Source organism: Deinococcus roseus, from assembly GCF_014646895.1.
In the GTDB taxonomy this organism is placed as follows: Bacteria; Deinococcota; Deinococci; order Deinococcales; family Deinococcaceae; genus Deinococcus_C; species Deinococcus_C roseus.
On sequence record NZ_BMOD01000001.1, the window covers coordinates 166,197 to 187,745 of the forward strand.

The following is a 21,549-nucleotide window of genomic DNA, read 5'->3' on the forward strand; positions in this document are numbered from 1 at the left end:
TTTCCCTCAAACCCATGCTTTCAAAAACACTCCTTTCAAAAAACACTGCGCCTGGGCACCACTTCTGACAGCAGAATGTGGGTGGTGGTCTGCCCGAATTTCATCAATTCGCGGATGAGGGCTTCCAGATCCAGCATCTTTTTGACGCACACCTTCAGGGAGAAAGCACTCTGGCCCAGCAGGTGGTGGCATTCCAGCACCTCCTGTTTTTCGCCGGCATACCGCATGAAGGCCTGCTCGTCTTTGTAGGTGACTTCAATGAGGATCAGGGCCTGCACGTCAAAGCCCAGTTGCCGCAAATCCAGTTCGGTGCGGTATCCGGTGATCACCCCGGCATGTTCCAGCTTGCGGATCCTTTCGGTCACGGCTGGCGCAGTGAGGCCCACCTGTTTGGCAATCTCGGCAAAGCTGGCACGGGCATTTTCCTGCAGGGCATGCAGGATTTTGAGATCGGTCTGGTCCAGACTTTTGATTTCCATGGTTTTGATCCCTTCAAGCTTTAGATTCGCAGATTTTCCACAATGTTTTTTTCTTTTTGCTGATGGACACGACAAAAAATCAGCTATAGAATACCAGAACAACAGTCTGGAGGCCCAACGTGAACACACAAGATTATGTTTTTCTGGATGAAGCCCATGGAGCCCACAACTACCACCCCCTCGATGTGGTGATCGAACGGGGTGAGGGCGTGTGGGTGCATGACGTGGAAGGCAAGAAGTACCTGGATTGCCTGAGCGCCTACAGTGCCGTGAACCAGGGCCACTGTCACCCCAGAATTTTGAAGGCCATGATCGAGCAGGCCAGCAAAGTCACCCTCACGTCCAGGGCGTTCAGGAACGACCAGATGGGCCTCTTTTTGAAGGAACTCTGTGAATTCACGGGCTATGAAATGACCCTCCCCATGAACACTGGAGCCGAAGCCGTGGAAACCGCCCTCAAAGCCGCCCGCAAATGGGGGTATCAGGTCAAGGGCATTGCAGAGAACCAGGCCCAGATCATCGTGGCGAATGGCAATTTCCATGGTCGCACCACCACCGTGGTTTCTTTCTCCACCGAAGAACAGTACAAAAAAGATTTCGGACCTTTCACACCGGGTTTTCTGGCTGTGGAATATGGAAGCATTGAGGCCCTGAAGGCTGCCATCACCCCTGATACAGCAGCCATTCTGCTGGAACCCATTCAGGGTGAGGGGGGCGTGATCATTCCTCCAGAGGGGTACCTGCGTGCAGTGCGTGCCCTCTGTGATTCGCACAACATCCTGTTCATTGCCGATGAAATCCAGTCCGGTCTGGGCCGCAGTGGTGCCCGTTTTGCCTGCGACCATGAAGGGGTGCGTCCAGACATGGTGATCCTGGGGAAAGCCCTCTCTGGTGGGTTTTATCCCGTTTCCGCTGTGGTGGCAGATCAGACCGTGCTGGGATTGTTCAAGCCTGGCGACCACGGCTCCACCTTTGCAGGGAATCCGCTGGGGGCTGCAGTGGCCCGTGAAGCCCTCAAAGTCCTGCAGGAAGAAAACCTGATTGAGCATTCGCGTGACCTTGGAGCTTACCTGAAAGCAGAACTGGAAAAGATCGACAGCCCGGTCATTGATTTTGTGCGGGGCAGAGGGTTATGGATTGGTCTGGTCCTGAAAGAACCTGCCCGCCTTTACTGCGAAGCACTGCGTGAACAGGGAATCTTGTGCAAAGAAACCCATGTGAATGTGATTCGCATTGCCCCTCCTCTGGTGATCGAGAAGGCAGAACTGGACCATCTGGTGCAGGTTCTGAAAGACGTGTTGCAACCCCAGACCATCCAGCAAACAATTTTATAAATCTTAAGACTTTTTATATTTGACTGCAATTCGGTTTCAATTGTGTGTGCCAGATCATCGGCTCCGTTGCGATCAGTCACCAGTCAAAGAAGAGGAGCCCGATTATCTGTTCGGGCTCCCTTTGTATTTTTAAAGATTTCATAAAAAGTCAATGATATATCCCCTGGACCAAAGGAGTGTGCATTTCTCTGGCATCAAGAGATGCAAAGATTATATGGAAAAGCGACAGAAAGTCCGAGGAGTAAATTCAGCAGAATATGCTCATTACACTTGATTGAAAACCTAAAAATCACTCACTTTTACCTCCGTTCGCTGGTTTTTCTTCCTGCAGGAGGTTGTCCAGGAACAATTGCCTGAGTTGATCAGACCACAGGCGGATGTTGAAACGGGTGGCGCCCACGCGTTGCATGTACTCCCGATGGACCCTCAGTTGTCGCAGTTCATTTTCATCGAGATCCAGCCTTTGTGCTGCATCCATCTGATGAAGCGTCCGATGAATCACGCGTGTGGGATAAGATTTCTTTCCATTGGTGATCTTTTCTCCAGCCAGAAAGAAACCATTGCGCTGAACCTCAGCAATGCTGTCTGGAATTTTTAGATCCACAATTCCCTGCAACACAAATGGAACCACTGGAAACCACAGGGCACACATCCTGTTCAAAGTCTCTTTCTGTCGGGTGTTCAACAAGAGCACACGATCCAGCATTTTCTGGGCAAAGCCTGCAGGCAAGGGTTGCAAATCCCTGGCATGGGTTTTCATCTGGAGCAATCCAAAATCAAGAACCATCTCCAAAACCGCAGAAACTTCCCTGCTTCTGAATTTCAGTTGCTGGTATCTGTTTTGTGCTTCTTCCATGTCCTTCAGAGAAACCGCCAATGCCTGAATCAACAGAGGGATGATGTCATCCCAGTAATCCACAGAAACATCAAAATGCAGCCCAGCATCGTATGCAGCATCAATTTTATCGATCATTCCATGCAGATGTTTCATGTTCTGCTTGCTGATCTGATACGGATAATTGATGTGATAGAAATAAAACAATTCATGACCCAATTCAATGACTTCCATCATTGTGGCAAGCTGGCTTTGACCCCTCAGGGTTCCGGGCTTTCCTTCCAAAAAAAAGCTGTATGCCACCCTGACTTCAGGACCACCCACCTGATCTACAGGCAATCCGCCAAACAAAACAGCATAGAAAAGCACATCGTCCGCTGACCATTTGAGGTGTTTTGTGGCAAAAGCAGAATGCGCGACCTGCGGAAAGATCACTGCAACATTTTCATATTCACACAGGATGCAATGCAGCCTCATCAATTGATAGAAAATTCTGGGAATCATGCTTCTGGTTCCCAGCACCTGAGCGAGATAATAGGCTCTGTTGAGGGATTCTTTCACCCCCTGCCCCTGAAGAAATGCAATTGCCAGTGAAGATTTCAGCAATTCCAGGCGCATGATGCCTTCAAAATCTGTGGAATCCCTGCCCGGTTCCAGATTGATCTGGTGGAGCCTTTGCAGTTCCTGGGGGCTGAAATGGTGTTGTCCTGCTGACCTCAACAGGGCCTCCATACTGACGCTCAGCAAGCAGTTTTGCTGGAATTCGATTTCACGGATGGCAATGTCCCTTTTTCCCATGCGCATCAGCACCCAGGCCTGACGGGCAGCGCACACCGCAGATGCTGGCAAACGCTGCAAGGCCTTGAGCAGTTGTGGCAGGGTGCCCTCCTCTTCATGTCTGGCCTGTAAGGCATCAAAAGCCGCTGCTCGAAAAACAATTTCTGGATCAAGAATCCATTCCTGCTCATCCATCTGTTGAGTCATCTCCACCTCAATTTGTTTTACATTGCATTGCTCCCCTCCATTAAAGCAGACCCTGAATGCACCCCCAGCAGGCCTGTACGCTCATCTGGCCCACCGCAAACAATAATTGATAAGCATGATCAACTATGCCTAGCCCGCCCCTTGACCCTGACCAGAGAAGCTGAAAGAATACTCTTCTAGTGTGCGTTTCCCACGCACCTTCATCCAGAGCGTGTCAGGGACCTGGCCCGAAAACCTGCAACTACACACCCGCAGGCAGAGCACGCAGCAACCCGCCCCCCATTTCGGGCAAGGTGCTCTCCAGCCACCCAAGGAGCGGTTAAGGATGACATGTCGGGTGGAAAGATGGAGGATCACATGCACAAACCCCCCATTCGTGAATTGCTCAGAGACCGCATCCTCGTTTTAGATGGTGCGATGGGCACCATGATCCAGCAGTTCAAACTGTCTGAAACAGACTTCTGGAACAAAGAACTCATTCAGGCGGGCATTGGTTGCAACCTGAAAGGCAATTCGGATCTGCTGAACATCACCCGCCCGGATGTGATTCTGGAAATCCACAAACGCTATCTGGAAGCGGGCGCAGACATCCTGGAAACCAACACCTTCACGGGAACCAGAGTTGCCCAGAGCGATTATGGCACCGAAGGCTTTGTGTACCAGATCAATTATGACGGTGCCCGTCTGGCAAAGCAGGCTGCAGACGAGTTCACTGCAAAAACCCCCGAGAAACCCCGTTATGTGGCCGGAGCCATCGGACCCACCAACAAGACCCTCAGCATCTCCCCCAAAGTGGAAGATCCCGGATTCCGGGGTTACTCCTGGGATGAACTGGTGCGGGATTACATCGAACAGGTGACCGCCCTGCTGGATGCAGAAGTGGATTTGCTGCTGGTGGAAACCACCTTCGACACCCTGAATGCCAAGGCTGCCCTGTACGCCATTGAAGAGGTGTTCCAGAGCACTGGAAAACGTGTGCCTCTGATGGTGTCTGGAACCATCACGGACGCTTCCGGGCGCACCCTGAGTGGCCAGACTGCCGAGGCTTTCTACATCTCCATGAGCCACGCAGACATGCTCTCTGTGGGCTTCAACTGCGCGATGGGCGCAGAGGACCTGCGTCCTCACATGCGTGCCCTCTCCAAAATTGCCTCGGAATACCTGAGCTGCTACCCCAATGCGGGTCTCCCCAACGCCTTCGGGGAGTACGACGAGACCCCCGAGCAGATGGCTGCTGTGCTGAAAAGCTTCGCTGAAGAAGGCCTGCTGAACATCGTGGGCGGATGTTGCGGCAGCACCCCGGACCACATTGAGGCCATTGTGAATGCGGTCAAAGACCTCAAACCCCGTGCTCCCATTGCCCCCCTGAACCTGCCCAATTACAGCGGTCTGGAGGCCCTGTTCATCACGGAAAACACCAACTTTGTGAACGTAGGGGAGCGCACCAACATCACCGGAAGCCCCAGATTCTCCAAGGCCATTCTGGCCGGAGATTACGATGCAGGTCTGAAAATTGCTGCCCAGCAGGTCCGCAACGGTGCCCAGATCATCGACATCAACATGGATGAGGGGATGCTCGATGGTGTGGCTGCCATGGAGCGTTTCATCAACCTGGTCGCCAGCGAACCCGAAATTTGCCGGGTGCCCATCATGATCGACTCCTCCAAATGGCAGGTGATCGAGGCAGGCCTGAAGTGTTTCCAGGGCAAGTGCATTGTGAACTCCATCTCGCTGAAAGAAGGCGAGGAAGCCTTCAAACAGCATGCCCGCAAGCTGCGCCAGTACGGTGCTGCCGTGGTGGTGATGGCCTTCGATGAGCAGGGCCAGGCGGATTCCTACGCCCGACGCATCGAGATCTGCGAACGGGCCTACCGCATTCTGGTGGATCAGGTGGGCTTCAAACCCCATGACATCATCTTCGATCCCAATGTGCTGACCGTGGCCACAGGTCTGGAAGAACACAACGGTTACGCTCTGGACTTCATTGAGGCCACCCGCTGGATCAAGCAGAACCTGCCCGGAGCGCTGGTGTCCGGGGGCATCTCCAACGTGTCTTTCAGCTTCCGGGGAAACAACCACGTGCGCGAAGCCATGCACAGCGTGTTCCTTTACCACGCCATCAAAGCGGGTCTGGACATGGGCATCGTGAATGCCGGGATGCTCGGGGTGTATGAAGACATCGAACCTGAACTGCTGGAAAAAGTGGAGGACGTGATCCTCAACCGCCACGCAGACGCTGGCGAGGCCCTGCTGCAACTCGCAGAGAAATACAAGGACACCGAGAAAACCAAAGCGGTGGCTGCCTCCTGGCGCAACCAGCCTGTTTACGAGCGCCTGAAACACGCCCTGATTCACGGTCTGACGGATCACATCGATCAGGATGCAGAGGAAGCCCACCAGCAACTCGGCAGCCCCCTGCTGGTCATCGAAGGCCCCCTGATGGACGGCATGAACGTGGTCGGGGATTTGTTTGGAGCAGGCAAGATGTTTCTGCCCCAGGTGGTGAAAAGTGCCCGTGTGATGAAAAAAGCCGTGGCTTACCTGACCCCCTACCTGGAAGCCGAAAAACAGGAAGGCTCGAAGGCCGGAACCATCGTGATGGCCACTGTCAAGGGAGACGTGCACGACATCGGCAAGAACATTGTGGGTGTGGTGCTGGGCTGCAACAGCTTTGAAGTGATTGACCTGGGTGTGATGGTTCCTGCAGAGAAAATCCTGCAGGTGGCAAAGGAAAAGAAAGCCGACGCCATTGGACTGTCTGGCCTGATCACCCCTTCTCTGGACGAGATGGTGCATGTGGCCTCTGAGATGCAGCGCCAGGGTTTTAAACTGCCCCTGCTGATTGGCGGAGCCACCACCTCACGCGCACACACCGCCGTGAAAATTGACCCGCAGTATGCCAGCCCTGTGGTGCATGTGCTGGACGCCAGCCGTGCCGTGGGGGTGCTGAGCAGCCTGCTCTCCGTCAACAAAGAGGATTTCTCCCAGCAGACCAAGGCCCTCTACAAAGACATCCGCGAACAGCATGCCGAGAAGAACATCCGCATGGTGACCCTGCCAGAAGCCCAGGCCAACCGTCCAAAACTGGAGTACAACGACAGACCTGTTCCCAGCACCCTGGGCCGCCAGGTGCTGACCTACAGCATTCAGGATTTGCGCGAGTACATCGACTGGACCCCTTTCTTCATTGCCTGGGAACTGAAAGGGATTTACCCCAAAATCCTCAACGATCCCAAGGTGGGAGAGCAGGCCAGAAGCCTCTTTGAGGATGCAGGCAAACTGCTGGACCAGATCCAGGGCCGCCTGGAGGCCAGGGCCGTCATTGGCCTCTACGAAGCTGCACGCACCGGAGACGACCTGCAACTGAGCCTGCATGGAGAACACGTGACCGTGCTGCATACCCTCAGGCAGCAACGCCAGCAGATTGGCAACAACTTTGCACTGGCAGACTTTGTGGCCGAAGAAAAAGACCATGTGGGCATGTTCGCCGTGACCATCCACGGTGCAGAAGACATTGTGCAGGAATTCAAAGCCCAGCACGATGATTACTCCGCCATCATGGTGCAGGCCCTGGCAGACCGTCTGGCCGAAGCTTTTGCAGAAAAGCTGCACAAAGACGTGCGCACCACCCACTGGGGTTACGCCCCTCAGGAAACCCTGCAAAACGAGGACCTGATCCGCGAGCGTTACCGGGGCATCCGGCCCGCTCCGGGTTACCCTGCCTGCCCCGACCACACCGAGAAGCGCACCATCTTCAGTGTCCTGAACGCCCAGGAAATCGGGCTGGAACTCACCGAATCCTGCGCCATGTGGCCCCCCAGCAGTGTGTCTGGCCTGTATTTTGCCCACCCGGACAGCCAGTACTTTGCTGTGGGACGCATTGGAGAAGACCAGGTCAAAGATTACGCCCAGCGCAAAGGCATGACCGTGGAAGAAGTGGAACGCTGGCTGCAGCCCATCCTGGCCTATCAGAAAACACTGGTAACAGCCGAAAGTTGATGGTCAAAAGCGGCTGGCCCTGAGGGAAAAACCCCGTTCCGCACACGCCTTCTGCCTTCGACCTTCAGCCTTCTGCCGCATATCATTTGCCCTTCCCCACCCATTTTGGTTAAACTTGAGGATGCACACGTCAGAGGGTCGTGAAAACGATCCTCTGCGTCTTTGTCCAAGGAGAAGCACATGACCCAGCCCAAAAAAGGCCCCAGCATCAAGCAGAAAAAACTGCCCAAAAAAGTGCAGGAGGCCATCCAGAAAAACCAGCAAGGCAAGAAGTGGGGCCGTCAGGTCAAAAAGAACCTGGCCCGTCCCGAGTTGCCCCAGATCAAAGCCGATGAGGTTTTCAAAGACCGTGATGGAAAGAAACACACCTTTTCTGAATCCGCGCTGAAGCGGGTGGCTGCCCACCTGCTGCAAAAGAACAAGAAACAGTGGCGTTACCGCAATTTCTCTTTTCCCGTGGTGGGCCACACCGGCAACGAAATGGAAGTCACCTTCGATTTTTATGTCTATGACAGCAACGAGACCATCGTGCGGGTGATTCTGGTGGTGCCCAGCGAATCCCGCGAACTGTGGGACCGTCTGGGCCTGTTCAAGAAGCAGTTCCCCATGTACCAGCATGAAGTCTGGACCCCCGAAGTGATGGCTGAATTGCTGGAAAAAAGCTGGCTGGGATACTGATCCAGCCCGCCTGGCCCTCAGATTTGGACCGAATCCAAGCTATACTGAGGCATGGATCAATTGAGTGTTTCACTTCCAGTGAAGGCTTTTGCGTCGCTGGTTCCCCAGGCCAGAGGTGTGGTGATTGTGCACCACGGCTATGCCGAACACCTGCACCGCTACCAGCACCTCATCGATCTGGTCAATGAACTGGGATTTCATGCTTTTGGATTTGACCAGCGGGGCCACGGCCACACCACCACACCGCCCACAGCCCTGGTGGAAGATTTTGACCGCCACGTGCAGGACAGCCTGGAGTTTCGGGTGTTTCTGCGCGAGAAATACCCTGACCTGCCCGTGATTTTGTTTGGTCACAGCATGGGAGGGTTGCTGGCTGTGCGCAGTGCAGAAGCCAATCCCAGAGGGGTGGACGGCGTGATCCTCTCCTCCCCTGCCCTGTTGATTGGCACAGACACCCCACCTTTTGTCAAAACCCTCTCCACGGTGCTGAGCCAGATCACCCCCAATTTGCAGGTGGTTCCGCTGGACTCTGCCAAAATCTCCAGGCGCACCGAGATGGTGGCTGCTTATGACAGCGATCCACTGGTGTACCACGGCAAGGTCAAAGCCCGCACCGGAGCAGAAATGTTGCGGGCCAGCGCCAATGTCTGGTATGGCACCGCGCAGTGGAACCTGCCCACCCTGATTTTTCATGGCACCCAGGATGGGCTGGCAGACATTGACGGTTCCAGGCGTTTTTATGCAGAAATCCGCAGCCAGGACAAAACCTTCCAGGAATTCGATGGGGGATTCCATGAACTGCTGAATGACACCATTGCCGATGAGGTGTTTGCCCTGATCCACCAGTGGCTGAATGCACGTTTTGCCAGCAAATGATCAAAGGAAGCCCCTTCAACTGTTCATGAGAACAGGAATGAAGCATGGGTTAAAACTGAAGCTGGGCTGAAGGTCTCAAACAGAGTACACTGAAAAGAGAAAGGTTCAGATGCTCATCCCCCTGTTTTTGACCACCTTGCTGGCCACCACCCCCCTGGAAGTGATTGTTTTTGACAGCAGCTTGCAGCGGGTGGTGGGCTATGGCAAACAAAATGGCAATCAAATTCGCATCGAATTGCTCGAAGGTTACAGCGGTCCAGTTGTGGGCATGTTTCTGCGAGAAAAAGTCACCAGCACTCCGGGTGTTCTGGTGGCAGGTCAATTGACCCTCACCACTGCCAATGGCACCAACACCCTGCAACAGTACCTCAGTGCTCTGGGCATTTCCCTGAAACTCACGGTGGTCAAAGCTCCCAAAATTCAGAATGATGCTGAGTCTGCTGAATCGGCCGCCTCTGCTGGCAACAACGGGAACGGAAACGGAAATGCTGGCGGGAATGGAAACGGAAATGGGAATGGAAATGCTGGCGGGAATGGAAATGGGAACGGAAACGGAAACGGAAATGGGAACGGAAATGGGAATGGAAATGGGAATGGAAATGGAAATGGGAATGGAAATGGAAACGGGAATGGAAACGGGAACGGTAGTGACAACGGCAATGGAAAAGGTAAAAATAAATAAACATGCGAAAGTGGCAAATCCTCCTTCTAGAAGATGATCCTGGGCTTTCAGACCTGCTGACCGACCACCTCAACCAGGCTGGACATCAAACCAGAGCTTGCCGCACCCTCACTGAAGCCCACCAGCAGCTGGAAGAATGGACCCCCGATCTGGTGCTGCTGGACCTCAATTTGCCTGATGGTGATGGTCTGGATCTGATTCCTTCCATTCAGGCCCTGGGCAACCTGCCGGTCTTGATTCTCACCGCCAGGGGTTCTGTTCCCGACCGCGTACAGGGCCTCAACTCTGGCGCAGATGACTACCTGATCAAACCCTTCGCCATGGATGAGTTTGATGCCCGCATCAAGGCCCTGCTCAGGAGGGTGCATCCCCAGGAGCAAACCCTTTACCTCTCGGGCACCACCCTGGACATCAACAAGTGCATGCTGTGGACCGATGCAGGCAATGTGCTGCTGACCGACCATGAAATCCGGGTGATGGAATACCTGATGCAAAATGCCTCGCGGGTGGTCAACCGGGAAGTGCTGGAGCAGTATGTGTATGGCTGGTACATTCCAGCATCCAACAGCATTGAAGTGCGGGTCTCTGTGCTGCGCAAGAAACTCAAACAAATTGAGAGCCAGCTCAACATCCGTGCCCTCAGGAAAGCAGGCTACGCCCTCTTTGTGGAGTCCTGACCATGGCTGTGGCTGTGGGCATGAAGGGCGTTCCTTTACGGACCCGTCTGGCCCTTTCATATGCCCTGCTGTCCATGCTGGCTGTGCTGGTGGTGGGGGGCATCAGCATGACCCTGGCCCTCAGGGCACTGGAGAGCCAGTTTGAAACCCGTCTGAACGAGCAAGCAGATGTGATTGGCGAAGCTTTCAATGATCCTTCCAAAGCTTTCGGGCAGCCGGTGGTGCACACCGAGGCAGGCATTCAGGTGCAGGATGCTTCTGGTCATGTGGTGTCCTCTTCAGGAACCCTGACCCTGCTCAGCGAGCCTGTGTCAGCTGCACGGGTCACGGTTCAGGGCAAGTCCTTTCGTCTGGTGCAGCGAAACTGGACACGGGCAGGTCGGGTGCTGGGTCGCATCTGGGTGGCCCTTCCCGAAGACCCCCTGCTGGTTGAGCGCAACACCTTGCTGATCACCGTCAGCGTGGGAGCCCTGATTTCAGCCGTGTTGACTTTCCTGGTGGGTTTGTTTCTGGGACGCCTGGGACTCATTCCTCTGGAGCGGGCAGCCCACCATGCCAACAGCCTGCGCCCTGAACAGCAGGTTCTGCTTCCCTACCAGGGTCAGCAGGACGAGGTGTACCAACTGGTCAGCTCCATCAATGGGCTGCTGGAAAGGACCTGGGCACAGCAGGCTTTTGAAAAACAATTTGTGGGACAGGTGGCCCATGAACTGGGTGCGCCCCTCACCAGCCTGAGGGGGTATGCAGAACGCCTGCAGGCCCAGAGCCCTGATCCTGACCTGCAAAAAATCATCGGAATTGCCCGGGATTTGCAATTCACTGCCCATGACCTGATCCAGTATGCCCGTGGACGCACCGAGATGGACCTGGTGCTGCATTTTGTGCATGCCCGTGAATTGCAGCAAAAACTGGAACGGCTGGTGGAGGGGGTCTCTTACCTGGGGGCCTGGAATTCCACCTATCTGGTGGCCGATGTGGACCGTCTGGCGCAGGCGTTGCGCAACCTGTTCACCAATGCCCGGCGGGTGGTGGGGCCTGCAGGTCGCATCGAGTGCGAATTGGCTTTTGAGCAGGACCAGGTGGTGTTTTACACCCGGGACAATGGTCCGGGCATCTCAGAGCAGGACCTTCCCCATCTGTTCGAGGCATTTTATTCTGGTTCAGGAAGTTACGGTCTGGGCCTGAGTGTGGCCCGCAAAGTGGCAGAGCAGCATGGGGGTCAATTGACGGTGCGCAACCTTCCGACTGGCGGTGCAGAATTCCGGCTTTCCTTGCCCCTTCCCGAAGAAGAGTCTGCGGAAAACCCGGAAGATGACCTCGAAAATGACCTCGAAAATGACCTCGAAAACGGCATGGAAGACGGGATGGAAAATGACATGAAAAAAATTCAGGATTTGCCCAGACAATCCTGATCCAACACCTGGGTCTTCCTTCCAGCAGATCCCTGAACCCCAGTCAGGCAATGCCCCTGCTGCCACCCTGCTGGCTTTGCTGACTTTGTTTTAGCGGGTTGCCCTGAAGTCAAAATTTTCGAATTTCTTTACGCTGGTCAGGTGATTTCATCCAGATCTTGCAAGTCTTTTCATTCGCATGCACAGGGCATGACCCTGCTGGAAGTGTTGCTGGCTCTTTTTTTGTTGTGTGTGGTGGTTTTGAGCAGCTTTGAGTTGCAGAACACCAGCAGCCTTGCTTCTGTGAAAGCCCGTGTGGTGCAGCAAGCCTCCCAGGTGGTGTCCAGTCATTTGGAAGAATTGCGCGCCGCGCCTTTTGAGGACGTTCCCGGATTGTGCTCAACCGGGCTGGCGGTTGCAACAGGTGCAGCCAGCAAGACCCTCTCTGTGCATTGTTCCCTGGTGCCCTGTTCCGAATCCGCAGGAAAGCTCATCTGCCCTGGGCAGGATGTGGCAGCCTATCAGGTGACTTACAGGGCATTGCATCAGGAACGCATTGTGCTGGAGGTGGTCTCGGTGGTGGCCAGATGACAACCCAAAACAGATGCAGAGGATTCACCCTGCTGGAAGTGCTGGTGACCCTGGGCATTGTGGTGCTGGTGCTGGTTTTGACAGCGGGCCTCAGTTCAGGCATGCAACATGCTGCAGCAATGCAAGTCCGGCAGGACCTGTTGCAGCAAGATGCCACCCTCGCGGAAGCCCTGTTGAGCCTGCAGGTGTCCAGTGCAGGAGATCGGGGCAGTGATCCTGCCATATACCTGGGAAAAGACTGGACAGATGAAAGCCGTGCCAGTGCATTGAATTGGATGGCGGGACACTGGATCCTCTTTGCTGTTCCCACACTGGCCTCAGGGACAGGCAGTTCGGGCGATGTGCTGCAAGTCACCCGTGTGGAGGAGGTGGAACAGAAAGCCAATCCCGCTTTGCTGCGTTACCATCTGAAAAAAACCACTTTTTCCCGCTCCAGTTCAAGTGATGCTTTGTTGTGGAACGCCCAGAACCTGTGGTGTGAGGTGGATCAGGCCAGCAGTGCAGTGTCTTGCCTGGAAAGTGCCAGCAATCCTCAGCCTGTGGTGGACCATCTGGAAGCTTTTGAGGTGTTCTTTCTGGGGAAAACCTCAGGCTGGTCAGCCACGCGTCCAGCAGCAGCTGAGCTTTCTGGTGTGGGCATGTATCTCAGGTTCAAAGTGCCTGCAGAACAGCTGAAGACCTGTCTCAGCTATCCCAGCAAGCAGGTGAGGCTTCCTGCTGCAGCCAGTGTGCTGGGCATTCCCTCCAGAACCTACCAGGGCAATCAATGCAAGGCAAAACGTCTGGAACTGGTCAAAGTGCTGCACCTGTCCAGTCCTCAGGTGTATTGAAATCTCTTAACAAGCTGTACCAAAAGAAAAGCTGTAGCGAAAGGATGTTTCATGGATCAATCTTTTCAAGACCATCTGCAAGACCATCTGCAAGTCCATCGTTCAGGTCGCCATCAAGAGGGATTCATTCTGGTGGCCATGCTCTCACTGGCGGTGTTCGTTTTGCTGCTGGGCTCTGGCATGGCCTTCATGGCCCAGAACAGTTTGCAGGTGGGAGGCAATGCGCGGGCCAATCTGCGGGCCAGGGTTGCAGCCGATGCTGCCCTGGAAAGTGGTTTGGCTGTTCTGAAAGCCCATTCAGGTCCTGAGCAGCTTCAAAACCTGCACCAGCATGTGGTCACTGCTCCACTGGCAGGAGAAATGCAGGGCACTGCAGTGTTGTCGGTGCTGCAGCATGATGCCACTGCGGTTCTGGTTCAAATGAAGGGTGAAGGACAGGCAGAAAACCATGCCAGGCACACCTCCCTGATGGTGGTCCAGGGAACCCATCAATCCGATCCTGATGTCTTTGCAGGGGTGGTTTCCATGGATCAGGTGGTCTCACAAGGGACAGTGGCGCTGCAGAATGGGGCCATCTTGCATGCCAATGCAGGTCAAATGTCTTTGGCCAGTCCAGACTTGAAAACGGTAGAGGTGCCTGTTCCACAGGTCCAGTCCAGATCCCTTTTGCAAGAGGAAAGCTGTCAGGGCCTGCTGGGGGATACCCTGTTGACCTCTCAGGTTCAGGCAGATGCCCTGTTTCCGGCAAAGACCCTGGTGTGCGTGCAGGGAAATCTTGCTGTTGCTGCACCTTTGGTCTTGAAAAACACGCGCATTCTGGTGCAGGGAAAGCTGACCCTCTCAGCAGGCAGTCTTCTGGAAAACAGCCTGCTGGAAGTCAAACAGACCCTGCAAGCAGAGGGCCTTGAAGTGAAAGACAGCTCTGTGCTGGCCCAGCAGGACATGGTTTTTCAGGATTTAAAGGGGACTGGAAGGGTGCTGCTGGCCAGTGCAGAACACCTGACCGTTGTGCATGGCCAGCAAAACAACGTTCCAGCTTCCAGCCTGACCCTCATTGCCCAGCAGAACCTGAGCATTGACATGCAAAGTGACTTGCAAGGCATCTTCTGGGCAGGTGGAAAAATCATGCGCAGCGGACCCGGCAAACTCTGGGGGGCCATGGCCGCGGTGGGCTCCATCGATCTGGGGAAAGGCAGCACTGTGGTCAAAATCCCAGGGCTGGGTCAGGACTGGTTGCCTGGAAAATACCGTTTTCGGGTGATCAGTCGGAAGTAATGACCGAGACAACGGGCATGGCATGGGCAGCAATCAGGCTTCTGGCTGCCTGTGCCACCCCTGAAGCGTGGTTCTGGGGACCGAACATGCGTGCAGCTGCCCATGCCCCATCCAACAGCAAAAGCAGGTTGCCTGCCAGAACTTCAGGGTGTTGCAATTCTGCCGCTGTGGCCAGCTGAACAAAATAGTCCAGCAGCACTTCTTTGTGCCGGATGGCTTGCTGGTGGGCCGGGTGGTTCAGGTCCTGAAATTCCGCCGAAGCATTCAGAAAAGCACATCCCAGACACTGAATGCTTCCCGTTAGGTTCTGCACCCCCACAAAGATGCCTTCCAGCTTGCTGCGGGGCTGGCTGTGGGGTGCCGCTTGTTCTTCCATCCATGCCATCATGAAGGTGTGCGTGCGGTCCAGAAAAGCCACCATCAGGTCATCCTTGGAGGGAAAATGACGGTACAGCGTCATTTTCGCCACCCCAGATTCCTGGATGATGGTGTCCACGCCCACTGCGCGGATGCCATGCTGGTAAAACAGCTGGCTGGCGGTTTGCAGGATGTGTTCTCGGGCGTTGCGCATGGGCACCTCTTGCTCTTGACAAGTATACAGACCTGTCTCTATCATATCAACAAGTAGACAGACAGGTCTATCTCTTTACCCCTTCAACTTCACCCCTTCAAGGAGACAACCATGAACATTGGAATTCTGGGATCTGGCATGGTGGGAAAAGCCATCGCAACCGCACTGCTTGCCAAAGGCCATGATGTGGTCATCGGCACCCGTGATCCGGGCAAGCTCAGCGGATGGGTCAGCAGCCAATCGGGGAACCTGCGCATTGCCAGCCCAGCAGATGCTGCCAGCCATGCTGAAATTCTCGTTCATGCCACTTCAGGGCATGCCGCAATTCAGGCCCTGGAATCCGCGGGACGTGAAAACCTGCAGGGCAAAGTGATCATCGACATTTCCAACCCGCTGGATTTCTCCAAAGGCTTCCCCCCCACCCTCTTTGTCAAAGACGATGACTCTCTGGCAGAACAGATCCAGCATGCCTTCCCCGAAGCCCGCATCGTCAAAAGCCTCAACACCCTCACGGCAGATTTGATGCTGAACCCTCAACTGCTGAACGGCACCCACACCATCTTCATGAGTGGCAACGATCAGGACGCCAAGGACCAGGTGCGCGATTTGCTGGAAAGCTTCGGATGGCAGGACATTCTGGACCTCGGAGACCTCAGCACGGCACGCGGCACCGAAATGTACCTGGCCCTGTGGGCCAGGCTGTACGGCAGCCTCAGGCGTTCGCACTTCAATGTCAAAGTGGTGCGTTAAATCAGTGTGGCAAAGCAACACGAACCAAAAAAGAGGCGCAAATGCGCCTCTTTTCGTTGCCATCAACTATTGAATTTTCCAGCGGGTGCCCTGTGCTGTGTCCTCCAGCACCACCCCAATGGCCGACAGTCTGGCCCTGAGCTCATCGCTTTTCTGGAATTCACGGGTGGCCCGGTAATTCTGGCGGGCATCAATGACCAGTTCCATCAGGGTCTGGATCACCTCGGGGTTTCCTGCATCACTGCCCTTGTCTGCAAAGAGGCCCAGCACATCCCCTCCCAGAGCGAGGTAGGCATCCAGCACAGCCTGCAAAGTCTCTTTGCCCACCGATCCGGTCAGGGCAGAATTGACATCACGGGTCAGGTTGAACAGGGCAGCCACCCCTTCAGGCGTGTTGAAATCATCGCTGAGGGCTTCATGGAAGGTGTCCACATGCTGTTTCAACTGGCTTTCCAGGGTGGTGTAACGGCCTTCAGAAGCGGTTTCCAGACGGCGTTTCACTTCCAGCATGGTGTCCCGCAAGCGGGCGTAACCACTCTGGGCCGCCCGGAGGGGCTCCTCGGAAAACTCGGTGATGCTGCGGTAATGGCTGGAGACCAGCAGGAAACGCACCACCATCGGGTCGTATTTTTCAAAGAGGTCTTTCAGGGTGGTGAAATTCCCCTTGCTCTTGCTCATTTTCTCGCCGCCCTGCACCGTCACCATGTTGTTGTGGATCCAGTAACGGGCAAAAGGATGGCCTGCAGCCTCAGCCTGGGCAATTTCGGCCTCGTGGTGGGGGAACTGCAAATCCATGCCGCCCCCGTGAATGTCGAAGTTCTCTCCCAGGTACTTCAGGCTCATGGCAGAGCACTCAATGTGCCAGCCTGGAAACCCCTCTCCCCAGGGGGAATCCCAGCGCATGATGTGCCCCTTCTCTGCCCGCTTCCAGAGTGCAAAGTCTCTGGGATCGCGTTTGTCTTCACGGATGTCCTCGCGGGTGCCAGACTGCAAATCTTCCACCTTGCGGCCGGAGAGTTTGCCGTAAGCCTCGTAACTGGTCACCGAGAAGTACACGCTGCCATCCACCTCGTAAGCATGGCCTCTGTCGATGAGTTCCTGGGTCAGCTTGATCTGCTCTGGAACATGCCCCGTGGCCCGTGGGGTGATGTCTGGTTTCAGCACATTGAGGGCCGTCATGTCCTCAAAGTAAGACCAGTAGTACTTGTCTGCGATCTCCATGGGTTCCAGTTTTTCCAGGGCGGCCCGCTTGAGGATCTTGTCGTCTCCATCGTCGCTGTCATCGGTCAGGTGACCCACATCGGTGACGTTGGAAACAAAACGCACTTTGAATCCAGCATGTTTGAGGTACCGTCTCACCACATCGAAAGACACCTGGGCCTTGGCGTGCCCGAGGTGGGCATCGCTGTACACGGTGGGTCCGCACACGTACATGCCCACATGTCCGGGGGTGGTCGGCACAAAAGCTTCTTTTTGCCGGGTCAGGGTGTTGTACAGGGAAATCTCTGGCATAAATCCTCCACGTTGTTGTGCTGCAATGCTGTTCCAGTCCAATCTGTCCAGCTGAGCAGGAAAGTGATGTTGCAGATGGACAAGCAAAAACCGCGCGAGAACAGCTCTCACGCGGATCAGGTCAAGAATAAACGTCACCTTCCGCTGGGGTCAGCGGCAACAGGTGTTCAGGTGACGGGAAAAAAGCATGGACCCATGATAACCGATTTTTCAGCAAATGCCACTCTGCCAGATTGCGCAGGGGTGTAAAGTTCAGGGGTGGGACAGGAAGAGGCCGAAGGCTGAAGGCAGAAGGCAAAAATGCCGAGAGCCCAGAGCCGAGGGCAGAAGGCAAAAATGCCGAGAGCCCAGAGCCGAGGGCAAAAGGCTGAAGACAAAAGACAAAAGACAAAAGACAAAAGACAAAAGACAAAGTGCAGGATTTTTCTTTTTACAAAACAAGGAATTGAGATGCAACAGGAGTACTCCCGAACAATTGAGCTGGGGCAGCGCAAAATCCATCATCTGGAAGCCGGGCAGGGACCGCCACTGGTGCTGTTGCATGGAACAGCCATTGATTCTGCATGGCTGAGTTATGGCAAGCACCTGATGCACTTTGCCCAGCATTTCCATGTGTTTGCCCCGGATTTTCCGGGTTATGGACAGAGTGTGGATCCGGACAGGCGGTACCAGACCCGGGATTACGTGGCTTTCCTGCCAGAGTTTTTTGAGGCTGTAGGTTTGCAAAAAGCCTCTGTGGTGGCTTTTTCGATGGGAGGAGCCATTGCCCTGCAGGTGGCTTTAAAACATCCCGAGCTTTTTGAAAAACTGGTGCTGGTGGACAGTTTCGGGCTTTTTGGCAGGATTCATGTGCCCCTGCTCCCCAGGCTGGGCATCCGCTCTGAAAAATTTGCCCTGTGGCTGTGGGACCTCAGCAGGAAACACCCGTTTTTTCTGGGACTGGTCCTGAAATTGCTGGTGATCCACAATCCCAGATTGGTCACGTCTGAACTGCTGACCGAATTGCAGGGGGAAATGCACAACCCGGAGACTTTCTTGCGCTGGATGCAATCTGAACTGGGCTGGACCGAGTACACCACCAACCTCTTTGCAGAGCTTCCAGGCCTCAAGGTGTCGACGCTTTTGATCCATGCAGAGCAGGACCGGGTGACTCCGGCCAGCCGAACCCATTACGCTGTGAAGAAAATCCCTGGGGCCAGACACATGATCATTCCGCAAAGCGGTCACTGGGTGATGCGGGAACAACCCGAAGTCTGGCGCAAGTGTGTGCTGGATTTTTTGCTGGAAGGTGTGATGCCTGCAAATGAGCCCTCCAGTTTTCCCTCCAGCAATCCATCCAGCACCTGAAAAGAAATGAGAAACCGCACTTTTGAATCATCCAGCAAAACCCAATGTGGATGATTCAAAGGGAAAAACAAAAGTAAATTTTATTGTTGATCTTGATTCGGGGTCCCTGGATTTGCCGGGGTTTTCTTTTCGGCTTTGCTGTACTCTGCATCAAAAGTGCGGGCCGCAATTTCTTTGCGCTCTTTGTCGGTGAGTTCCAGACCCAGTTTTTTGCGTTTGAAGTACTCTTCGGCCAGTTTGCCCAGTGCAAAAGTCCAGCCATAAACCAGGGGGGCGGTGATCACCCCACCCAGAACCGGGGCCACCACTTTGGCCACTTGCCGCATGGCCTGTCTGGCGAGCATTCCGTAAGCGAAAGAGGCTCCGAGTTCCACCATGATTTCTTTGGCCCGTTTGCGGTTCAGTTCAAAACCGTAGATTTTGCCGACGTGCACGACCATCTTGATCTGCACCGGGGTGATCAGCAGGATGTCTGCCACCGGGATGGGCTCTGCTGCGATCACCGCCGAGAGGGTGGCCGCGCCCTTGATGACATCCTCGGCGTTCTCGGCTGCGGTCTTGTTTGGTTCGATGTCGAACTTAAAGTTTTCGAGCAGTTGTTTGATGATTGGAAGCATTTCAAATCAATGTACGCGACATTTACACGGCAAGTTGCATTCGATTACACTTTATGAACGACATGTAAGACACTTGTGACACCTCTCCGTTTACACTCCTACCAGAGAAAGAGGTCCTATGGCTAGCAACCCGAAAATCCTAGTGATTGATGATCAGAATGTGAACCTGATTCTGATCGAGAAAGCGTTGCGTTCAGGGGAATATCAGAACATTGTCACCACCAGCAGTCCCGAAGATGGGCTGGACCGCATTTTGAACGACAAACCCGACCTGGTGCTGCTGGATCTGATCATGCCCCGATTGAACGGCATTGAGATTCTTGAACATCTGAAAAGTCTCTCCCAGAACATGCCTCCCATCTTGATTGTCACCTCCGAGAACAGCGAAAACATGCAGCAAAAGGCCCTGGAAGCAGGGGCAAGACAGGTCATCAAGAAGCCCTTTCAGCGTGCCGAGTTGCTTGACAGTGTCCGGCAGTGGCTCGCCTTTGCCTACTGAGCAAAACGCTTTAAGTTCATTCACCAGCCTGATCCCATTTCAGGCTGGTTTTTTTTCTGCTGCGTCTATCAGGTTCTGGGATAATCCACAGCGTTCAGCACCTGCTCCAGGGTCTCCATCTGTGGCAGGGAATCCTGCTGGAGCGTGAAACGCAGGGGTTCTGTGCCTGCAATGGCTTTTTCAAAATGCTTGACCATTTCTGCATAAGGGTTGATTTTCGGGAAGGTTTCCGCCTTGCCATTCACGGTCAGGTGCGCTTCATAATTGTCGGTGGCAAAAGGGGCTTCCAGGATCAGGTTGCCTCTGGTGCCCTGCACTTCAAATACCTGCTGGAAAGGCAATCCAAAAGAACAGTTCAAGAGCCCGATGCAAGAAGAATAATGCAGCATGGCCCCCAGATCGAGGTCCACTCCACCTGTGGTCATGCGGGCCACGGCATGCACCTGTTCTGGCACCTCACGGGTGATCAGACGCATGATGTCGATGCCATAGCAGCCCACATCGTAAAAAGCCCCGCCGCCCAGCCTGGGGTCCCAGCGGATGTCGTCCGGGCGGTCCAGATTGAAACCGTAGGTGACTTTTAAAAAACGCACCTCGCCGATGGCACCTTCCCTGAGCCGTTCCAGCATGCGTTCAATTTGTGGGTGAAAGCGGTAGGAGAAAGCTTCCAAAACCAATTTTCCTGATTTCTGCTGGGCTTCAATCATTGCCCTGGCTTCGCTGGCATTGAGGGTCAGGGGCTTTTCGCACAACACATGCTTGCCTGCCTCCAGTGCCTTGATGGTCCATTCCAGGTGTTCAGAGTTGGGCAATGGCACATACACGGCTTCGATGTCTGAATTTTTCAGCAGTTCCTGATAAGAAGACGAATGTGGGATCTGGTTTTCTTCTGCAAAGGTGTGGGCTTTCTGCGGATCTCTGGCGGCCACCATGTGAACGGTGCTTCCCGCTTCCCGGATGGCGGGCACCAGTGCGGATTGTGCGATGCGTGCTGCTCCAAGGATTCCCCAGTTCATGTGGGTCAGTTTATTGCATGCTGGCGAGCAGGTTGTCGGGAATTCTTACAGGGCGGTAATTTTTATCGGTGGCAATGTGCTCGGTGGTGCCTGTTGCAACGGTCTCACCTGCTTCAGAGGTCAGCAGGTAATCAAAAGCCATGGTGCGGGATTTCACTTCTGACACCACCACCTTGATGTGCACCACATCATCAAAACGGGCTGCCCTGCGAAACCGCACATCCAGACGGGTGAGCATCAGGTAGATGCCCTGCTTTTCCACCTCGCGGTAGTCCATCTGCAATTCCCGCATGAATTCCACCCGGGCCAGTTCCATCCACACGGCGTAATTGCTGTGGTGGGCCACCCCCATCTGGTCGGTTTCGGCGTAACGGACACGGATATGGGTGCTGTATTCCATGTCTGGGATTCTAACCGATCTGCAAATGAGAGGAGCAGGCAATTCAGGCCGGGCAATTCAGGGAACCCTTGAAACCCTGTGTTTTGCTTGTGAAATAAAGATCTTCTACGGGGGATGGTTGGGGCAATAGGTGTTGTGTTTTTAAGTTTATTTAAAGGTATTGCTGACAGCATGGTTCCACACAACCCAAGAGGTGAACCATGATT

General features: G+C 54.4%; 20 protein-coding genes. 13 read left to right on the top strand and 7 right to left on the bottom strand.

Annotated elements, in window-relative coordinates; all coding sequences use genetic code 11:
- Positions 1-35 precede the first annotated feature (35 nt).
- The gene (locus IEY52_RS00665; RefSeq protein ID WP_188998285.1) at positions 36-479 is read right to left on the bottom strand and encodes an Lrp/AsnC family transcriptional regulator; all 444 of its coding nucleotides are present in this window, start codon (positions 477-479) and stop codon (positions 36-38) included.
- 119 nt (positions 480-598) lie between these two features.
- Between IEY52_RS00665 and rocD the strand changes: the two genes are divergently transcribed.
- Positions 599-1,813 carry an ornithine--oxo-acid transaminase gene (gene rocD, locus IEY52_RS00670; RefSeq protein WP_188998288.1) on the top strand — a complete coding sequence of 405 codons (1,215 nt, stop codon included), beginning with the start codon at positions 599-601 and terminating at the stop codon, positions 1,811-1,813.
- Between the two features lie 289 nt (positions 1,814-2,102).
- Here the strand turns inward: rocD and IEY52_RS00675 are convergent, their stop codons facing one another.
- On the bottom strand, positions 2,103-3,632 hold the full coding sequence (locus tag IEY52_RS00675; RefSeq protein ID WP_188998292.1) for a hypothetical protein: 1,530 nt from the start codon (positions 3,630-3,632) through the stop codon (positions 2,103-2,105).
- Between the two features lie 357 nt (positions 3,633-3,989).
- Between IEY52_RS00675 and metH the strand changes: the two genes are divergently transcribed.
- From metH to IEY52_RS00720, 9 genes are all read left to right on the top strand, one after another.
- Positions 3,990-7,631, top strand: coding sequence for a methionine synthase (metH, locus tag IEY52_RS00680; RefSeq protein WP_188998310.1), 3,642 nt, complete (start codon positions 3,990-3,992; stop codon positions 7,629-7,631).
- 180 nt (positions 7,632-7,811) lie between these two features.
- Entirely contained in the window at positions 7,812-8,309 is a 498-nt protein-coding gene (locus IEY52_RS00685) for a hypothetical protein (RefSeq protein WP_188998314.1), read from the top strand.
- Positions 8,310-8,360: 51 nt separating this feature from the next.
- Complete coding sequence (locus IEY52_RS00690) at positions 8,361-9,185, top strand: alpha/beta hydrolase (protein ID WP_188998317.1); 825 nt, start codon at positions 8,361-8,363, stop codon at positions 9,183-9,185.
- Positions 9,186-9,294: 109 nt separating this feature from the next.
- On the top strand, positions 9,295-9,867 hold the full coding sequence (locus IEY52_RS00695) for a hypothetical protein (protein WP_188998320.1): 573 nt from the start codon (positions 9,295-9,297) through the stop codon (positions 9,865-9,867).
- 2 nt (positions 9,868-9,869) lie between these two features.
- Positions 9,870-10,544 carry a response regulator transcription factor gene (locus tag IEY52_RS00700; protein ID WP_188998323.1) on the top strand — a complete coding sequence of 225 codons (675 nt, stop codon included), beginning with the start codon at positions 9,870-9,872 and terminating at the stop codon, positions 10,542-10,544.
- Positions 10,545-10,546: 2 nt separating this feature from the next.
- Positions 10,547-11,956 (top strand): sensor histidine kinase, encoded by a 1,410-nt coding sequence (locus IEY52_RS00705; RefSeq protein WP_188998325.1) that lies wholly within the window; start codon positions 10,547-10,549, stop codon positions 11,954-11,956.
- A 141-nt stretch (positions 11,957-12,097) separates the two neighbouring features.
- A complete protein-coding gene (locus IEY52_RS00710) occupies positions 12,098-12,526 on the top strand; it encodes a prepilin-type N-terminal cleavage/methylation domain-containing protein (protein ID WP_268239700.1) in 429 nt (142 codons plus the stop codon).
- Positions 12,523-13,356 carry a prepilin-type N-terminal cleavage/methylation domain-containing protein gene (locus tag IEY52_RS00715; RefSeq protein WP_188998329.1) on the top strand — a complete coding sequence of 278 codons (834 nt, stop codon included), beginning with the start codon at positions 12,523-12,525 and terminating at the stop codon, positions 13,354-13,356. Before IEY52_RS00710 ends, IEY52_RS00715 begins: the two co-directional genes overlap by 4 nt.
- Positions 13,357-13,407: 51 nt before the next feature.
- Positions 13,408-14,631 (top strand): hypothetical protein, encoded by a 1,224-nt coding sequence (locus IEY52_RS00720; protein ID WP_188998331.1) that lies wholly within the window; start codon positions 13,408-13,410, stop codon positions 14,629-14,631.
- Here the strand turns inward: IEY52_RS00720 and IEY52_RS00725 are convergent.
- Entirely contained in the window at positions 14,618-15,202 is a 585-nt protein-coding gene (locus tag IEY52_RS00725) for a TetR/AcrR family transcriptional regulator (protein ID WP_188998333.1), read from the bottom strand. The two genes, IEY52_RS00720 and IEY52_RS00725, sit on opposite strands and share 14 nt — an antisense overlap.
- 111 nt (positions 15,203-15,313) lie before the next feature.
- Here IEY52_RS00725 and IEY52_RS00730 point away from each other — a divergent pair, with 111 nt between their 5' ends.
- A complete protein-coding gene (locus tag IEY52_RS00730; RefSeq protein WP_188998334.1) occupies positions 15,314-15,952 on the top strand; it encodes an NADPH-dependent F420 reductase in 639 nt (212 codons plus the stop codon).
- Positions 15,953-16,018: 66 nt separating this feature from the next.
- Here IEY52_RS00730 and cysS read toward each other — a convergent pair whose 3' ends face one another.
- A complete protein-coding gene (cysS, locus tag IEY52_RS00735; protein ID WP_188998336.1) occupies positions 16,019-17,464 on the bottom strand; it encodes a cysteine--tRNA ligase in 1,446 nt (481 codons plus the stop codon).
- A gap of 450 nt (positions 17,465-17,914) precedes the next feature.
- On the opposite strand from cysS, the gene IEY52_RS00740 reads away from it, so the two are divergent.
- The gene (locus IEY52_RS00740; protein WP_188998337.1) at positions 17,915-18,811 is read left to right on the top strand and encodes an alpha/beta fold hydrolase; all 897 of its coding nucleotides are present in this window, start codon (positions 17,915-17,917) and stop codon (positions 18,809-18,811) included.
- An 80-nt stretch (positions 18,812-18,891) separates the two neighbouring features.
- Here IEY52_RS00740 and IEY52_RS00745 read toward each other — a convergent pair whose 3' ends face one another.
- Positions 18,892-19,428: a YcjF family protein gene (locus tag IEY52_RS00745; RefSeq protein ID WP_188998339.1), complete on the bottom strand. Its 537-nt coding sequence runs from the start codon at positions 19,426-19,428 to the stop codon at positions 18,892-18,894.
- Between the two features lie 118 nt (positions 19,429-19,546).
- On the opposite strand from IEY52_RS00745, the gene IEY52_RS00750 reads away from it, so the two are divergent.
- Positions 19,547-19,927, top strand: a complete 381-nt coding sequence (locus IEY52_RS00750) for a response regulator (RefSeq protein ID WP_188998341.1) — start codon at positions 19,547-19,549, stop codon at positions 19,925-19,927.
- A gap of 68 nt (positions 19,928-19,995) precedes the next feature.
- On the opposite strand, the gene IEY52_RS00755 is transcribed toward IEY52_RS00750, so the two are convergent.
- Together IEY52_RS00755 and IEY52_RS00760 are read right to left on the bottom strand one after the other, a co-directional pair.
- Positions 19,996-20,943 carry a Gfo/Idh/MocA family protein gene (locus tag IEY52_RS00755; protein ID WP_188998342.1) on the bottom strand — a complete coding sequence of 316 codons (948 nt, stop codon included), beginning with the start codon at positions 20,941-20,943 and terminating at the stop codon, positions 19,996-19,998.
- Positions 20,944-20,953: 10 nt separating this feature from the next.
- Positions 20,954-21,343 (bottom strand): acyl-CoA thioesterase, encoded by a 390-nt coding sequence (locus IEY52_RS00760; RefSeq protein WP_188998344.1) that lies wholly within the window; start codon positions 21,341-21,343, stop codon positions 20,954-20,956.
- Positions 21,344-21,549 lie beyond the last annotated feature (206 nt).

Excerpts from the sequence above, each read along its gene's own strand:
- IEY52_RS00740 (WP_188998337.1), top strand. The coding sequence starts at position 17,915 with ATGCAACAGGAGTACTCCCGAACAATTGAGCTGGGGCAGCGCAAAATC.
- IEY52_RS00720 (WP_188998331.1), top strand. The coding sequence starts at position 13,408 with ATGGATCAATCTTTTCAAGACCATCTGCAAGACCATCTGCAAGTCCAT.
- IEY52_RS00750 (WP_188998341.1), top strand. The coding sequence starts at position 19,547 with ATGGCTAGCAACCCGAAAATCCTAGTGATTGATGATCAGAATGTGAAC.
- IEY52_RS00760 (WP_188998344.1), bottom strand. The coding sequence starts at position 21,343 with ATGGAATACAGCACCCATATCCGTGTCCGTTACGCCGAAACCGACCAG.
- IEY52_RS00715 (WP_188998329.1), top strand. The coding sequence starts at position 12,523 with ATGACAACCCAAAACAGATGCAGAGGATTCACCCTGCTGGAAGTGCTG.
- IEY52_RS00730 (WP_188998334.1), top strand. The coding sequence starts at position 15,314 with ATGAACATTGGAATTCTGGGATCTGGCATGGTGGGAAAAGCCATCGCA.
- IEY52_RS00745 (WP_188998339.1), bottom strand. The coding sequence starts at position 19,428 with ATGCTTCCAATCATCAAACAACTGCTCGAAAACTTTAAGTTCGACATC.
- IEY52_RS00685 (WP_188998314.1), top strand. The coding sequence starts at position 7,812 with ATGACCCAGCCCAAAAAAGGCCCCAGCATCAAGCAGAAAAAACTGCCC.
- metH (WP_188998310.1), top strand. The coding sequence starts at position 3,990 with ATGCACAAACCCCCCATTCGTGAATTGCTCAGAGACCGCATCCTCGTT.
- IEY52_RS00755 (WP_188998342.1), bottom strand. The coding sequence starts at position 20,943 with ATGAACTGGGGAATCCTTGGAGCAGCACGCATCGCACAATCCGCACTG.
- IEY52_RS00700 (WP_188998323.1), top strand. The coding sequence starts at position 9,870 with ATGCGAAAGTGGCAAATCCTCCTTCTAGAAGATGATCCTGGGCTTTCA.
- IEY52_RS00675 (WP_188998292.1), bottom strand. The coding sequence starts at position 3,632 with ATGACTCAACAGATGGATGAGCAGGAATGGATTCTTGATCCAGAAATT.
- IEY52_RS00695 (WP_188998320.1), top strand. The coding sequence starts at position 9,295 with ATGCTCATCCCCCTGTTTTTGACCACCTTGCTGGCCACCACCCCCCTG.
- IEY52_RS00725 (WP_188998333.1), bottom strand. The coding sequence starts at position 15,202 with ATGCGCAACGCCCGAGAACACATCCTGCAAACCGCCAGCCAGCTGTTT.
- IEY52_RS00705 (WP_188998325.1), top strand. The coding sequence starts at position 10,547 with ATGGCTGTGGCTGTGGGCATGAAGGGCGTTCCTTTACGGACCCGTCTG.
- cysS (WP_188998336.1), bottom strand. The coding sequence starts at position 17,464 with ATGCCAGAGATTTCCCTGTACAACACCCTGACCCGGCAAAAAGAAGCT.
- IEY52_RS00690 (WP_188998317.1), top strand. The coding sequence starts at position 8,361 with ATGGATCAATTGAGTGTTTCACTTCCAGTGAAGGCTTTTGCGTCGCTG.
- IEY52_RS00665 (WP_188998285.1), bottom strand. The coding sequence starts at position 479 with ATGGAAATCAAAAGTCTGGACCAGACCGATCTCAAAATCCTGCATGCC.